Here is a 15,361-nt window from a genome sequence, read left to right on the forward strand (position 1 = left end):
TGCTTTAGAATCAGAAGTAATGAGGAAGGGTGAATAATCATTACTTAAAGCCTTCTTGAATGCCTCTATAATTTATAAAAAAAGATGGTTAATTAAGCTGGTAGCGATGCAGGGTTATTTTCGCTGTGCGATTCACCCGGTTATCTTCTTCATACCCAGGTGAAATAGTTAGCATTCATACTGCCGAAGTTAGCAATACTCGCGGCATATCATTTACAAGGCGAACCTATCCAGGCCAGCTAGAGCGAATAAAAATGATCACATTTGATCTTAGGGGCGCCGAGCTTTAGGGAGAGTCTGTAAGCCGTCTCTTTCATTATCTTGCCCACACCGCTGTCGCGCATCGATTGCGTTAAACGCGATGACGGACCTGTTAATGCCAGCGCGGCGAGCAGTTTGTTTCCCTCACCAAAAACGGGAAGAGAGAATGCAGCAATGTGCGGATCACGCATGCCGGAGGTAAAGAGCGGTAATTCTGGGGCAGATTCAAGAAGCGGTTCATTGAGTCCCCAATGGCGAAGCACTTGCCCTATTGCTGAATTATCCAGCGGCAAAAGTGTACCGGGTAAGCGCGTTTCTCGTAATCCTTCGGAGGGCTCCGCTCTGAATAAGCAAAGCCTTTGACCGTTCTCAATCACATACCATGTGGCGCTTTCACCCGTCGCCGTCGCCAGCGCGTGCAGTTCAGGCTGGACAATACTGGCCAGATGAAATGACTGTTCATAGAGCTTGCCAAGATAAAGCAGTCTGGGACCCAATGTATAAACGCCGCTGTCGCGTCTGATGACGTAGTTCATGCGTTCAAGTGAGTTCATAAGACGGTAAACCGTCGTTTTATGGTAACCCGAAAATTGTGCCAGGGCGGTGAGCGTCAACGCCTCTTCGCCAGGCTTAAAACAATCCAGTAGTGCCAGCGCTTTCTCAACGGCAATTACGCCTTCATTCCCCATCGGTACGTTCTCCTGTTTGCGACGGTAAGAGTTTACCGTGCAATTTGTGATTCACATCGTATTTACATCACAAATGAAAGCTTAACGCTGGTGCGATCTGATTTAACATCGATATAGTGGTTTTACATAGTACAACATAGTTGTATCAGGTAAAACATGAAGAGGTGATTTATGCCACACGCAGAGAATACGTTCATCAAGCGCGACCTTACCCGTATAGCGCCCGAGCTGGTTAAACAGGCTGCTGAGTTTCAGGCCGCTATTCTTGCCGATGTTGCCGGACGTCGCGGTACGCTGCACGGTCGCGTAAAGCCCGTTTCACCCACCATGAAAGTTGCTGGCCCCGCCATCACGGTTGAGGTTCGGCCGGGCGATAACCTGGCCATTCACGCGGCGCTCGCCATCGCTCAGCCTGGCGATGTTATCGTCGTCGACGGTAAAGGCGATATCAGCTGTGCTTTGATTGGTGAAATCATGTCCACTCAGGCAGAAGCGTCGGGCATCGCAGGAATCATCATCGATGGTGCAGTTCGCGACGCCGACGCACTGTGCGAAAACGGCTTCCCGGTGTTTTCCGCAGGTCTGAATCCTTGTGGCCCAACCAAATCTGTCGCGGGCCGCGTTAACTATCCTGTTTCTGTGGCCGGAGCGGCAATCCAGCCTGGTGATTTGATCATTGGTGATGTCGACGGCGTGGTCGTTCTGCCACGTGAAGCCGTTCCGGCGCTGATTGAACTGGCACAGAAAAAACTGGATGCCGAGACCAAACGCATTGCCGCCATCCGTGAAGGCGATATTCGCGCACCCTGGCTGGAAAAAGCCCTGCTTGCGGCTGGAATGTTGAATGAAGGGGAGGAATTGTAATGGCATCTTCTCATCCCGTAATTTTGGTAACTGGCAGCGATTTGGCGCAGGAAGCGTTAGGCCTGCTCAAGGGCTTTGATATCGTTTACGCAGGCATAAAGCCCAGTGAAGACGAATTGTGTCAGCTGTGTCACCAACACGATCCGGTGGCGATTATTGTTCGATACGGCAAAATCAACGCCCGCATCATGGATGCCGCACCTCACCTGCGGGTTATTTCCAAGCACGGCAGCGGCATTGATGTTATCGATCAAAAAGCGGCGGCTGAGCGCCATATCAGCGTGCAGTCAGCGCCCGGTGCTAATGCAGCAGCGGTGGCTGAACATACATGGACGATGATATTGGCCTGCGCCAAAGCGGTTCTCCCGCTGGATCGCCGAATGCGTCAGGGACATTGGGACAAATCGACCCACAAGTCGGTTGAGCTTGAAGGCCGAACGCTGGGTCTGATTGGATTGGGTGCGATTGGCGGTCGGGTCGCTCGCATTGGCAAAGCGTTTGGTATGAAAGTCCTTGCCTATGACCCGTTCGCCAGGTCCTTTCCCGACGAGTGTGAATCCTCCACGCTTGAAGCTCTGCTACAACAGGCAGATGTGATTTCATTGCACTGCCCATTGACGGAACAGACACAGCACATCATCAACAGCGACAGGCTGAGTCAGTGTAAAAAAGGCGCGATTCTCGTCAATACTGCACGCGGTGGCCTGATCGATGATAACGCGCTTCTAACGGCGCTGGGTGACGGCACCCTTAGCTGGGCTGCTCTGGATAGTTTTGCTGTTGAGCCGCTGACCGCACCACATGTCTGGCAGGCTGTTGATAACGTCATCCTGTCGCCGCACATTGGTGGCGTCAGTGACAACTCATACGTGAAAATGGGAACAGCTGCAGCGAGTAACGTTTTGAAGGTGCTGGCTGAACCGATCAAAAGTGAAAGTGCCCTGTCTTAATGCATTAACCCTCCCCACCATTTGTTAAACGACCTTACCAACTTGCTTGCCGGTAAGGTCGTTCATCAACCTCGGCTATCACTGCAAATCTCCGTCACTCCCTCAGCGTTGCCCCTTCGATAAGACAGTTACGTCTTTCCAATCCAGACTTGTCACTGAGATCTCACTGACGTTTAGCGGCTTGATAACGAGAAGTGCATAGCTTGGATGAGGCGGAACGTGAACTTCTTTTGGAGTGGATTGATGGTGGGAGGAATGGGAGAAAAGCCTCCCGCAGACGCTCAGATAAGCGCCCGCGGGAGGGTGACGTTATTTACTCACCGGCGACGCGGTGTTTTCGACTTCAATGTTTAACTCTTTTTTGCGGCCCATGATCAGCACGGCGATACCGCCAATACCACACAGAATCGCCAGCGGCACCATAGCCAGTGTGTGGCTGCCCGTGGCCTGGTTGATGATGCCGTAAACGTTGACCATCAGTCCGCCGCCGATCAGGTTAGCCATGGCGCCAATCGCAGCCAGACCGGCGGCCGCAGTAGTGGAAGACATCCATCCCGATGCGAGCGCCCAGAACGGACCTTTCATTGAATACGCGCCTACCAGTACCAGCGACAGAATCACCACGCTGCCCGTCAAACTGTTGGTGATAAAGGCAGATAACAGACCACCCGCAATCAGGAAAAGGGTTAACGCGGTATGCCAGCGACGCTCGCCGCTGCGATCGGAGCTTCTGCCCCACACAATCATCAGGATAGATGCCAGACCGTAAGGGATGGCGTTCACCAAACCGGTGGTAAAGTTATCCAGGCCATATGATTTAAGCAGTTGCGGCGACCAGACGCTCAGCGTTGAGCCTGCCGCAGAAGCGCCGGCATAAATCAGCGCCATCACCCAGATATGTTTATGGCGCAGCAGTTGCCATAAAGAGATGTGGCCGATCGCTTTCTTCTTCGCGTTCTCGGCTTCAAGCGTGCTATTCAGCCACGCCTTTTGTTCCTGATTTAACCAGCTGGCATCGCTTGGTCTGTTGCTCAGCATAAAGAAGGCGGCAATACCCAAAACCACCGCTGGAATGCCTTCCAGGATGAACAACCAATGCCAGCCGCGCATGCCGTACCAGCCATCAAGTGACAATATGGCCCCAGAAATGGGCGAGCCGATAAAATTCGCTGCGGGGATGGCAACCATAAAGGTGGCGATCACGCGGGCGCGATATTTACCCGGAATCCAGTAAGTCAGATAGAGAATCACGCCAGGGAAGAATCCGGCCTCAGCTGCACCCAGTAAAAAACGCAATACGTAAAGTGTATTGGCACTCTCAACGAAGGCGGTACAGACCGAGATAATGCCCCACGAGACCATGATGCGAGAGATCCAAATCTTCGCACCGATTTTCTGCATCGCAAGGTTGCTGGGTACTTCAAAAAGAAAGTAACCCACAAAGAACAGGCTACTGGCCAGACCAAAAACGGCTTTAGATAATCCCAAATCTTCATTCATCTGTAGCGAGGCCATACCGATGTTGCCACGGTCAATGATGGCAATCAGATAGCAGACGATGAGAAAGGGCAAAATGCGCCAAACCACCTTCTTAACGGTCTGCTGCTCTATATCGGCAGAGAAAGACGTGGTGTGCTTTTTCTCAGACATGATAATCCTCACAAGTTTGTCATGGCCTTACGCGATGATATGTTCGCAATGCCGATTGTTGTACTGTGTAAAACTTAGATGTACAGAGTACAATCATTATCTCGACAAACGCCCTTCTGTGCCTGAAGTTGTAATCAGGTTGTGTCTTTTGTCACAGAAAGGTATCTGATGATTTTCATTTTTGTGATGCTGGCGAGATTTCTTTTTCGCGCGCACCGCGGGTCTACTGAAAATCATAAGAAATGAGGTAAGTAAAACGGCAGGAATGGAAAAATTAACTGAGACTAATAAAGGAAATATAAATCAGCAATTTCAATCAATTAAATGTATTCCCCAATTTCGCAGGATGGATATCATCAACAGGCGCTGCTATTAAAACTCACTGTGACGATACAAAGCGAAACCAATAAACAAAAAGTCATGTTTTGATCGGGTGGGCGTTGAATTGTACTTCAGGAGAAAAAGACAATAGAAGAGGAAGTGCCCCGTCGACCTTAGCATAACCACAATAAGGCTCGGACGGATTTGGACCAAAAAAAAGCCTTTCGGCTTTAATTTTAGTAACTTGCGGACTGTTACGAAAGTGCTCGTATCTTTAAATGGTGCGAAGGCCGGACTCGACAATCAATTCAAACAATTGATTTTAAATAAAAAATAAAAATACAGCACTGCTAATGCCCCCTTATGTGCCCCCTATTTTTTTGGCAAAATCTTCATAAATATTCTTTCACTAAATTTTTGTAATGCCCGTTTCAAGTAAAAGCCTACTTAATGTGGCGGATTCGTTCTATAGGTTGAAATCCACATAATCATTTTCCACCTAAAAAAAGATTTTAATAATTATCCTTCACATTGTTCACTTATTGATTTTTATGATTAGAAACATAACCTTATACTGTGCATGATTGGTGCAGGGTGATGATTATCATTCATATCAGGTGAAGTCTGGACGTAAAAAACCGGCTTTCGCCGGAAAATATAGTCATATTGCTGTGGGCTCATCGCACCCTAGCAGCTAATCGCTCGTGCTCTCTCCCGTGAGATCGAGATTGGATTGCATCACTGACTTTTTGTGAAGCTTTAGTCAGTGATGCCCCGCGCAACCGAATGATGCTCTTAAGTAGCAGGTCAAACATATTTATGTTATGCGGAATCGTATGGCGGTTGGCTTCAATGTAAGCGCGATAGGAATGATAGAAATAGCGCTTAGGGGCTGAAGTGGCCGAAAGCTCGCATTCTACATATTGAGTGCACTTGGCTCTTACGCCCTGTGGATGGCTGAAATGCTGCCCAGTTACAGCTAGAAAGTTGTTACCTGAGCTTGAAGCATCTCGCCTTCTCCCGCGTTTATTTAACCTAATGTCCGCTTTGTGCCAGAAGCGGACATTGCTAATCCCCTGACACACGCTAAACAGTTTGCAATGCAGCTTATTTCTGTTCCTCATGTAAAAAGGGCATTAACTGAAAGATGTCACTTAACTTCCTCATGTATATCTACATCCACACATAGTCATCAGGAAAAGGATGAATGAAGATGCAGAGAGGTAAAAGAGCTGTTATTACCGGTGGCGGCGGGGGATTTGGTCAGGCGCTGTGCGTGTGGCTGGCACGAGAGGGGGTAGAGGTGGATTTTTGCGGACGGCGGGCTGAAGATATTTAAAAAACCTGCAGCAGCATCACTGCTGAAAGCGGCATTGCAAAAGGGTATATCTGTGATTTAACCCGGCCTGAATCCATTTCTCAGTTTTCTTCACAGTTGTTAATTTCAAACAAGCCGATAGACATTTTAATCCTGAATGCTGCTCAGTGGTTGTCAGGGAGATTAGACGATCAGCCTGACACAGAAATTATCAACACCGTCAGTTCAGGTCTGACAGGTTCGATTCTACTGACTCAGGCTCTGCTGCCCGGGTTAAGACGTACAGACAATGCTGATATCGTCTCAATTATATCTTCATGTGGGATCCCGAATTTTACGGATTCAATTGCGCACCCTGCTTTTTTCGCCAGCAAACATGGGTTTAGCGGGTTTATCACCAAACTGTCACAGCAGTTGTCCGAAGAAAACATACGTGTGACCGGGTTGTATCCACCGGATTTCGAACTTACAGGGTTAGATACGTCTTTTGATACAGAATCCAGAATGGGGGAACGTCTGATGAATGGGCACTCAGTCTGGGAAACAGTTCGTTTTTTGCTGACTCAGCCACGTAGTTGTCATATAAGCAGCATCTACTTTCAAGGTCCAACTCGCGAAGAACTGGGATAAGAGCGGATAAAAGCCAGTGGAGTTAAACAAACATTCATACTTCGGCATCTCGCTCACAGCCGAGATCCAAACGTTTTAATATTACGCCCTATCTCTGTGAGATCAGACAGGACACTCAACCATGGTCTGTACCCACGCATTCTTCCCCGGAGGAAGGTTACATTCAATGCGAAAAAAACCTACAGGGTCATATACATGAAATATCTCACAGTAGGACTCATTATGCTGGTATCCAGCCAGGCAATGGCAGGCATAAAATCTGCACAGACTTACCCTTCCTGCGGCATTGCAGGCCCAGCGTAACGTCAAAGCGGAAACGGGAGGCATCATCGAAGATCTGCTTGATGCGAATATTTCCTCAAGGGTCAACGTGTTGCAGGCTGATATCATAACGGCACGCAAGGCCCGTCAACTCACACAGGCACAGGCTGACACGCTATGGCAGCACTCCACACGGGTACGCAGATTTGTTAAGCAGCAGGGGTTCCTGAGCGCTACAGAGAGTACCTCCGCGCTGCGGGGATCTGTGTGGCAATCTGGCTGGAGGTTAGCCCTCTACGCGTTAACGTTGTTCGCAAACTGTGATATTCCAGGGACGCCCTGCTCATAATGAACAGGGCGACATAAATCGATCCCTGCCCCCACTTACGCTTCAGTATTTATTGCTTTTCCGATACCTGACTATTTAAAATCGACCTGCATCAGTTCGGCAATTGTCGCGTCACGCGTTGTCAGCACGCAGCGATCCAGATAATCGGTGAACCTGGAAGGCTTACTCATACCAAGCTGCAGCAGTTTAGAATTATCAAACACCACATTCAGATTTGAGAAATGGCCGTAAAGGTTCATCGCACGCAGCATGATCCGTTCGTTGCTCGGGCCAAACAGATCCTTAAATGTTCTTCTGCTGTCAGAAAGCTGTTTATAGGAAACCTTTTGATAATCAATACCCAGAGCCCTGCCCCCTAATAAACCTGTTGAACCAGTAATAAGGATATTTTTCATGATAGTGCCATTCCATTCTGGTTGATCAAAGGAAAGCTTTAACAGAACGCCTTCCGAACACAAAAAAACCAAAAAAAACACAAAAATAAATTAACTATTTATGGTGAATTTAAAGATAAATTAAGGATTGACGTTAGATCCCACACTGACGATTTAATCACTTATCAGGTCGTAAACCAGACCAGTATAAAGCTAATAACTATCGCCAGACTCAACAACAGTGTAGATACTTCATTGAACTTTTTCATTTAGCTTATGTTTATATTCCATGCGCAGGAAGCAATTCTTAAAAATCATTACCACCCTGTTGATTTCACAATCTGATTTGAACAATTCTTTCCATTTAGGATCAAGCTTTATTTGTATTTTTTTGCGAACTAATAATTAATTTAGTGAGTGAACCTTTTATGCGCTTATTTATTGAGGATCAGTTCAGACTGTGTGTAGAACATGTGTAGAAGCTAAAAAAGACAATTTATAGAATAAACCCCTGCATTTGTTTACCCCTTGTTTAATACTCATCAATTATACCCTTGCCTGTCATGAAATATTTGCGCACAAATCATTAAGCGGCCCCTTGTATTTCACTTTAGGTAACAGGCATGTTTACAACATATTTAAAACTTAAAAATACCGGCTGGGAAGAATGCACGCTTTCTGCGTATGCTCAGATTTACACTGCATTCGGGGGGAGCGTGTGCACCCATCCCCGCGTTCTCGCTTATCTTTCCGAGCGTGGAGGCGTCCGTATTCAGTACTATATGAAAAGGCAAGACGGGCAACCCATTGCTGGCGTGTTTTCTGTCAATGGCTCTCTGGAATATAAAAATTCAACGCTTCCCTTTGTTTTTGATGATCTTATCCTGCCGATAAAAGCGGGTGTAAAAGTCATACTTCCTTTTAAAACCAAGCGGTTATCACCTCATTCTCAGGGTGTCATATTTAACAGCATCCGTCACAATCTGTTTAAGAAAAAAATGGCTCACATCAAGTCCGATTTTTCCGTGAAAACCGCTAAGAAGCGTATCGGAGAGGTGCGACGATTTACAAAAGCGGGCGGAACAATTGAGGATGTGACTTCTTTTTCCCCTGCTGAACTTTCGGCTATCTATCAGCACCTGTTCGATTTGCGGTGGCAAAACAGTCTTAAGTGCACTGACACCGGGATCCTGACTGAGACGTTCTCCATGTTCAGAGACATGATCTTTGGCAAAATATTATTCATCAATGACTCACCCTGCGCTTTTGATCTCAACTATAAAGTTGAGTGCCCATCATGGTATTACTTCGAGGACTTTAATGGCGGTATCGACCCGCAGTTTAAATCAATGGGGGTCGGCTCTGTTTTGCTCTGGGAAAACATCCAGCACGCCAGAGCGTTAGCCGCGTCATTGGATAAGCAATTTATATTTTCTCTGGGTGCCTATAACCCAGACTGGTATTACAAAAAACAGTGGTGCGATATTATGCCCTCGGGTCGTACGCTGTTCTGAAGTTGGAAATATGGATTTTTTTGCATTTGCCTCCCGCATTTCACACAGGTAATACACGTACCTATATAGAGAAAAACATTTTTCTTCTACACACAATCTCAACACACTCTCAACGGTGAATAAACGCGTGTCCGGTAACATGGGTCATCACTCTTTAATACGAGAAACCCATGTTGTCCCTCAAACTGTTTTCTCTGCCTTTACTTCTGGTTGCCATAATTGCCGCGCTGACAGGCTGCGATGATAAAGCCGTTACGGAAGCTGAAGCACTGCACCTCAGGTTGCCGTTGAGGTGATTCAACCACAGGTGTTAGCGGTCAGCGAGACGCTTCCGGGCCGCGTTAACGCGCTGCAAACAGCAGAAATACGCCCGCAGGTGAGCGGTATCATTAAGCGCCGCCTGTTTGAACAGGGCGCAGAAATTAAAAAAGGGACGCCTCTTTTCCAGATCAATGCGGCACCTTTTGAAGCGGAAGTCTCCAGTGCGCAGGCCGGTTTACTGCGTGCTAAAGCCGCCAATGACAAAGCCCAACAGCAGGCTGCCCATCTGCGGCCACTGATGAAAACGGGCGCGGTGAGCCGTCAGAGTTTCGATGAGGCCATCGCGAATGCCCGACAGGCCGCGGCAGATGTGGCGCAGGCCAGCGCCGCGCTCAGGCGCAAAGAACTCGACCTGAGTTTTGCCACCGTCGGGGCCCCGATATCCGGACGTATAGATCAGGCTCTGGTTTCCGAAGAGGCTTATGTGACAGCCAGCGACAGCACTCCTCTGGCCCGCATTTACCAGACAGACCCCATTTATGTGGACATCCACCAGCCCGCCGGGGTTTACCACCAGCTGCGCCAGCAGTCGGCAAGTCAGAAGGCCACTACGACGGGCGTGCCGGTTAAGGTTTTGTTACCCGGTGGCGCTGTCTATCACCAGCCGGGCAGAATCCTTTTCTCCGGCATTAGCGTCGATACCGCGACAGGCGACGTTATAGTCCGCATCGAGGTGAGTAATCCGAATCGCGAACTCCTGCCCGGCATGTTTGTGCGGGTTGAGATCCCCCGTCAGCATTATGAGGATGCGCTGATGGTTCCCCAGCAGGCTGTCTCGCATCAGGAAGGTCACGCTGTACTCTGGGTGGTTGACAATGAGCAAAAGGCCCGCCAGATCAACGTCCGTGTCGGGGAGCTAATCCATGGCGCCTACCGCATTGCCGAAGGCTTACCTGCCGGCAGCCGTGTGGTCGTTCAGGGCATGGATAAGCTTGGCAACGGCATGAACGTCGCGGCAGTGATTTCAACCGCTTCCCCTGCAACACTGACCATGAAGGCCGGAGAGTAAAATGGCTCAGTTTTTCATTAAGCGCCCGGTTTTCGCTCGGGTGGTCGCATTGTTCATTATTCTTTTCGGGATTATTGCGATCCCGAAACTGCCGGTGAGACGCTGGCAGAGCCTGCATTTCGTATGCAGGTACGTTGAACCACCATAGACTTGTTTTGGGGCTGGAAAACGCCACACATCGGGCTTGAATGCGTGCGATCAAACTGTTTTGGGATATTTAGAGGCGTGGGCTGCGTCATAGCTTTTCAAGTTGACAACTGTACGTGTTTGAAGCTTGGAACTACACGCCGCTATGAGATAGTATTCCCGAAGATCTGCCACTACTAACTAAGCGGCAATTTCTGGTGAAAACTTAGATCATTTCTTACATACATGAGAGATAGAATTTTACGTCTAACTCACTGTTTAATAAGAAATTAAATTTAATGGTGCCGAAGGCCGGACTCGAACCGGCACGTATCTCTACGGTTGATTTTGAATCAACTGCGTCTACCGATTTCGCCACTTCGGCACTGAAGAGGATGCGGAAAACGTTGGGGATTATACCGTTACGAACAGCGTGCGCAACCGGAATCGTTAGGGATGTGCGCTAAGCGTTGAAAAAAACAGCACTTCGCGGATAACTGCTTGTTATACCATCGATCCCGCCAACCGACGTTCAAAAATTAAAACCCAGAACGGTCCCAATTTTCCCCAATCAGCCCGATTAACTGGAACTTTCCGAATTCAAACCTCTCTTAACCAAAACTGACGCAGTCAGAACATAAAAGACAACGAGGTTGAGATGAAAGTACAACGCATGATTTGGGGATGGGGCATCGCGGCAGCCATGGTTGCGGGGAGCGCATCGGCAGCAAGCTGGCAGGATCAGCTGAGCAGCGCGGCATCGCAGCTGTCACAGCAAAACAACAGCACCAGCAACACCAGCACCACGCAGAACGGCGGCATGTCGCTCTCATCGCTTACCGGCCTGCTCAACGGCGGCGATAAAGCGGTGAGTTCCAACAGCATGACCAACGCTGCAGGCGTGATGTCCTACTGCGTGCAGCACAACGTGGTGGATAACAACGTGAAGTCGGTAAAAGATCAGGTGCTGAGCAAACTCGGCCTGAACAGCACCACCGCGCAAGAGCAGAAAACCGATTACCAGCAGGGTTTGCAAGGCTTGCTTAACACCGGCAACGGTCAGCAACTGAATTTGCAGAGCCTGAGCAACTCGCCGATGGGTGAGAAGCTGAAAACCAAAGCCTGCGATGTGGTTCTGAAGCAAGGCAAAAAATATATCGGCATGTAAGGACGCGCCGATATCAAGGCGCGAGCTGTCCCTCGCGCCTTTTCTTTAGTCCAGTAACGCTCGCGTCTCCGGCACCGTTCTCTGCAACAACTCCCGCGCCTGATCCAGCGACCGAATGTTGGTATAGCCAATTACCAGGCCATAGCGTTTCTGCGTCTGCATATACCAGCCGGAGAGCGGCAATACGCGCAGCTGATGCCGCTGCCAAATCTCCGCCAGCGCCGTGTCCTGCATGCCGCGCGGCAGGAAGGCGACAATGTGCATGCCGCCATCCGTCAGTTCAAAATCAAACACATCCGGAAAACATGCCTGCAAGGCATCCAGCATCATGCGGCGTCGCTGCTGATAAAGCGTGCGCATCTTTTTGATGTGGCGATAGAAATGCCCTTCGCTGAGGAACTGCGCCAGAATCTTTTGCGGCAGCAGCGACATACCGGTTTCAAGGATTTCCCCCAACTCGCTGAAGCGCGCGATGGTCTCTTTCGGCATCACCAGATAACCCACGCGCATCGCCGGCATCATGGTTTTGCTGAAGGTGCCGGTGTAAATCACCCGGTCGTGCACATCGAGGCTTTTCAGCGCCGGAATCACTTTGCGCGTGTAGTGAAACTCGCCGTCGTAATCATCTTCAATAATCCAGCTGTCATTGTGCTGTGCCCACTCCAGCAGTTGATGTTTGCGCGGCAGCGATAAGGTTACCGCCAGCGGGCTGTGATGCGTAGGCGTGACGATGGCGAAACGCGCATCGGCGTGATAGCGCAGCAGATAATCCACATCCATGCCTTGCCGATCGACCGGCACGTAATGCAGATTCGGCGCGATGCGCTTCAGCAGTTTTTGCCCGAAGAAATAGCCGGGATCTTCAAACAACACCTTGTCGCTTGGCTGCGCCAGCACCGCCAGAATCAGTCGCAGGTTGGCGCGATAGCCGCTGGTGATGAAAATCTGTTCCGGCTGGCAGTTAAGTCCACGCGAAATATTCAGGTAGCTGGCGATGGCTTCCCGCAGCGGCTGATAACCCATGACCGGCGGCAAAATCATCTCATCGGCGCGCAGGCTGCGCGCCGCTTTGCCGGAAATAAGCAGCCATTTTTTGTGCGGAAACGCATCCAGCGCCGGGATGCCAAGCCGCAGCTCGCCTTTGCTCTCACGCTGGGTTAACGCGCTCACTGGCGGCGCAGGCACTGCCGTTTTCCCGGTTGTTTCCGGCAGAATCAGTTCAGGATTAACGCGCGTGCCCTTCGCGCCCTGACTGACAAAATAGCCTTCGCCGATCAGGATTTCATAAGCGGCTTCCACCGTTTTTCGCGCCACTTGCAACTCACTCGCCAGCGTACGGATCGCCGGTACGCGGTCGCCCGGCTTCAGCTGCCCTGCAAGAATCTGCTGGCGATATCGCGCATAAATCTCTTTATAACCCACGCCATGCCCTACCTGTTTTTACGTTTTTTGACCCTTTTCACTCAGACATGGAAGTTTAAGATGCCCGCATCACCTTCGCATTGAAAAACGACTGATCTGAGGATAAAAACATGACTGCACGCGTTAACCACTTCAAAACCGTTCCGACACTGGTCAAAGCCATGTCCGATCTCTCCATGAACGTCAGTAACGTTTCATTAGAAACCTCACTGAAGCATCTGGTCGATCTGCGCGCCTCGCAGCTCAATCAATGCGCGTTCTGCGTCGACATGCATGTGAAAGAGGCCAAACTGCACGGCGAGCGCGAGCTGCGTCTGCATCATGTGGCGATCTGGCGCGAATCCCCGCTGTTCACCGTCAAAGAGAAAGCGGCGCTGGCGCTGACCGAAGCGCTGACGCGTCTGGGCGATCACGGCATCGACGAAGCGCTGTACAGCGAGGTGCGCGCGCACTTCTCCGAAGTGGAGACCAGCGAGCTGACGTTCTGTATCGCGGTGATCAACACCTGGAATCGCCTGATGGTGCTGTCGCAGATGACGCCGGGTGCACTGGACAGCGCTTATGGGTTGGATCGTGCTGATTTACGTTAATTTTTACCGCCAGTCGCTCGTGCTGCTGGCGGCACCATGTTCATCTGCGCTGCCTGAGGCTATAGTGAGATTTTGCACCACACAGGACAGCGCACATGAAAGGCATCAACATTGCGATTTACTTCGATCCCGACCAGATTCACATCTGCGTTCACCAGCAGGATGACAGCTATCTCAGCCAACACTTTATTTACGACGACAGCGTAATTGAAGAGATCTATCAATGGCTGGAGCAGTTCACGCCTAATCGCACCCACATTTGCCTGATTGAGCACGATACCGCCGATATCCTCGCCGATGAGTTGGTGGATAACGGTTATCACGTCCATCAGGTGACGCAGCACGATCTCTTGACCTGGTTCGCCAACGAACCGCCTGCCGAACCCGATGGTTCACCGGTGCGCGCGCTGCTGCGTTATCTGGAGAACGAGCAGCCATCCGAATACCAGTCACGCACGCCGCAGATTGAAGCGTTGATGGATCTGCTGGATGAGCTGGACGATCTCGAAGGTGTGGATGAAGTTGAAGATGAAGACAATCTGCCGGATGACGTGCTGCGCCTGATGAAGCAGAAGAAGATCAGTGCGCAAGACGCCGCCCAACGCCTGCTGCCGGATGTGAATGAGCGCATTCGCGAGCATTTAATCAATTATCCCGAACTGATGACGCCTGAGCTGCTGCAGGATTTCTTCCCTGAGCTGATCGAGGCGCTGGATACGCCGAAGCACTAATCAATGAACGCACACACCGTAGCGGCGCGATTTATCGCGCGGTTTTGACCGACTCTCCATCCTCTTAACGCGCAATAAATTGCGCCGCTACGAGCCGTGCGATTATCGAATAATTTTTCAAATGGGACATTTCATGCTGGAGTTGTTTAAAGCCATCGGGCTGGGATTGGTGGTGATTTTGCCGCTCGCCAATCCGCTGACCACGGTGGCGCTGTTTCTCGGCCTGGCCGGAGAGATGAATTTCCAGGAGCGTAATCGCCAGGCGATGCAGGCCTCGATCTACGTGTTCCTGATCATGATGGTGGCGTGGTATGCCGGCAGCGCGGTGTTGCACACCTTTGGCATTTCCATTCCCGGCCTGCGCATGGCGGGCGGATTGATTGTGGCGTTTATCGGTTTTCGCATGCTATTTCCGGCGAAACCGGTCGGGCATTCGGTCGAAGCCGAGCACAAGCAGGATGAACTGGATGCGACCGACAGCAACCGTGAAACCGTCAACATCGCGTTTGTGCCGCTGGCGATGCCGAGCACCGCGGGGCCGGGCACCATTGCGATGATCATCAGTTCCGCGTCGACGGTTAAATCGGGCGTAGATTTCCCGGCGTGGGTGGTTGCCGTCGCCCCGGTGCTGACGTTTTTGACCGTGTCGGTGATTTTGTGGATTTCGCTGCGCAGTTCGGGCGCCATCATGAAGCTGGTAGGGAAAGGCGGCATCGAGGCGATTTCACGTCTGATGGGCTTTTTGTTGGTGTGTATGGGCGTGCAGTTCGTGATTAACGGCGTGTTAGAAGTGATTCACAATTATCATTGAGA

General features: G+C 50.3%; 12 protein-coding genes, 1 tRNA gene and 2 pseudogenes. 10 read left to right on the forward strand and 5 right to left on the reverse strand.

Annotated features, from left to right (window positions below):
* Positions 1-239: 239 nt before the first annotated feature.
* On the reverse strand, positions 240-950 hold the full coding sequence (locus Q3H59_RS17365) for an IclR family transcriptional regulator (protein WP_192412459.1): 711 nt from the start codon (positions 948-950) through the stop codon (positions 240-242).
* A gap of 171 nt (positions 951-1,121) precedes the next feature.
* On the opposite strand from Q3H59_RS17365, the gene Q3H59_RS17370 reads away from it, so the two are divergent.
* Positions 1,122-1,814: an RraA family protein gene (locus Q3H59_RS17370; protein ID WP_309836041.1), complete on the forward strand. Its 693-nt coding sequence runs from the start codon at positions 1,122-1,124 to the stop codon at positions 1,812-1,814.
* Positions 1,814-2,764: an NAD(P)-dependent oxidoreductase gene (locus Q3H59_RS17375; RefSeq protein WP_309836044.1), complete on the forward strand. Its 951-nt coding sequence runs from the start codon at positions 1,814-1,816 to the stop codon at positions 2,762-2,764. The genes Q3H59_RS17370 and Q3H59_RS17375 overlap by 1 nt, the downstream gene beginning before the upstream one ends.
* A gap of 309 nt (positions 2,765-3,073) precedes the next feature.
* On the opposite strand, the gene Q3H59_RS17380 is transcribed toward Q3H59_RS17375, so the two are convergent.
* Positions 3,074-4,414 carry an MFS transporter gene (locus Q3H59_RS17380; protein WP_110867458.1) on the reverse strand — a complete coding sequence of 447 codons (1,341 nt, stop codon included), beginning with the start codon at positions 4,412-4,414 and terminating at the stop codon, positions 3,074-3,076.
* Positions 4,415-5,948: 1,534 nt separating this feature from the next.
* Between Q3H59_RS17380 and Q3H59_RS17385 the strand changes: the two are divergent.
* Positions 5,949-6,683: pseudogene (locus Q3H59_RS17385) on the forward strand (SDR family oxidoreductase).
* A 681-nt stretch (positions 6,684-7,364) separates the two neighbouring features.
* On the opposite strand, the gene Q3H59_RS17390 reads toward Q3H59_RS17385, so the two are convergent.
* Positions 7,365-7,688: a hypothetical protein gene (locus tag Q3H59_RS17390; protein WP_225614465.1), complete on the reverse strand. Its 324-nt coding sequence runs from the start codon at positions 7,686-7,688 to the stop codon at positions 7,365-7,367.
* A 602-nt stretch (positions 7,689-8,290) separates the two neighbouring features.
* Between Q3H59_RS17390 and Q3H59_RS17395 the strand changes: the two genes are divergently transcribed.
* The 3 genes and pseudogenes from Q3H59_RS17395 to Q3H59_RS24745 form a co-directional block, all read left to right on the forward strand.
* Positions 8,291-9,181 (forward strand): transcriptional regulator, encoded by an 891-nt coding sequence (locus Q3H59_RS17395; RefSeq protein ID WP_309836047.1) that lies wholly within the window; start codon positions 8,291-8,293, stop codon positions 9,179-9,181.
* 292 nt (positions 9,182-9,473) lie between these two features.
* Positions 9,474-10,511, forward strand: a complete 1,038-nt coding sequence (locus Q3H59_RS17400; protein WP_110868042.1) for an efflux RND transporter periplasmic adaptor subunit — start codon at positions 9,474-9,476, stop codon at positions 10,509-10,511.
* 1 nt (position 10,512) lies between these two features.
* Positions 10,513-10,626, forward strand: a pseudogene (locus Q3H59_RS24745) (efflux RND transporter permease subunit); the annotation flags it as partial.
* Positions 10,627-10,937: 311 nt separating this feature from the next.
* On the opposite strand, the gene Q3H59_RS17405 reads toward Q3H59_RS24745, so the two are convergent.
* Positions 10,938-11,022, reverse strand: a tRNA-Leu gene (locus Q3H59_RS17405).
* 273 nt (positions 11,023-11,295) lie between these two features.
* On the opposite strand from Q3H59_RS17405, the gene Q3H59_RS17410 reads away from it, so the two are divergent.
* The gene (locus Q3H59_RS17410) at positions 11,296-11,805 is read left to right on the forward strand and encodes a DUF2501 domain-containing protein (protein WP_101762213.1); all 510 of its coding nucleotides are present in this window, start codon (positions 11,296-11,298) and stop codon (positions 11,803-11,805) included.
* Between the two features lie 45 nt (positions 11,806-11,850).
* Here the strand turns inward: Q3H59_RS17410 and Q3H59_RS17415 are convergent, their stop codons facing one another.
* Positions 11,851-13,227 carry a PLP-dependent aminotransferase family protein gene (locus tag Q3H59_RS17415; protein ID WP_309836050.1) on the reverse strand — a complete coding sequence of 459 codons (1,377 nt, stop codon included), beginning with the start codon at positions 13,225-13,227 and terminating at the stop codon, positions 11,851-11,853.
* Positions 13,228-13,337: 110 nt separating this feature from the next.
* Here Q3H59_RS17415 and Q3H59_RS17420 point away from each other — a divergent pair, with 110 nt between their 5' ends.
* The 3 genes from Q3H59_RS17420 to Q3H59_RS17430 all read left to right on the forward strand — a co-directional run bounded on the left by Q3H59_RS17420 (position 13,338) and on the right by Q3H59_RS17430 (position 15,359).
* Entirely contained in the window at positions 13,338-13,817 is a 480-nt protein-coding gene (locus tag Q3H59_RS17420) for a carboxymuconolactone decarboxylase family protein (RefSeq protein WP_192412464.1), read from the forward strand.
* A gap of 95 nt (positions 13,818-13,912) precedes the next feature.
* Positions 13,913-14,548 (forward strand): hypothetical protein, encoded by a 636-nt coding sequence (locus Q3H59_RS17425; protein ID WP_101762216.1) that lies wholly within the window; start codon positions 13,913-13,915, stop codon positions 14,546-14,548.
* A 133-nt stretch (positions 14,549-14,681) separates the two neighbouring features.
* Entirely contained in the window at positions 14,682-15,359 is a 678-nt protein-coding gene (locus Q3H59_RS17430) for a MarC family NAAT transporter (RefSeq protein ID WP_309836053.1), read from the forward strand.
* Positions 15,360-15,361 lie beyond the last annotated feature (2 nt).

It is taken from the genome of Pantoea sp. SORGH_AS_0659 (genome assembly GCF_031453915.1).
GTDB lineage: Bacteria > Pseudomonadota > Gammaproteobacteria > Enterobacterales > Enterobacteriaceae > Pantoea > Pantoea leporis.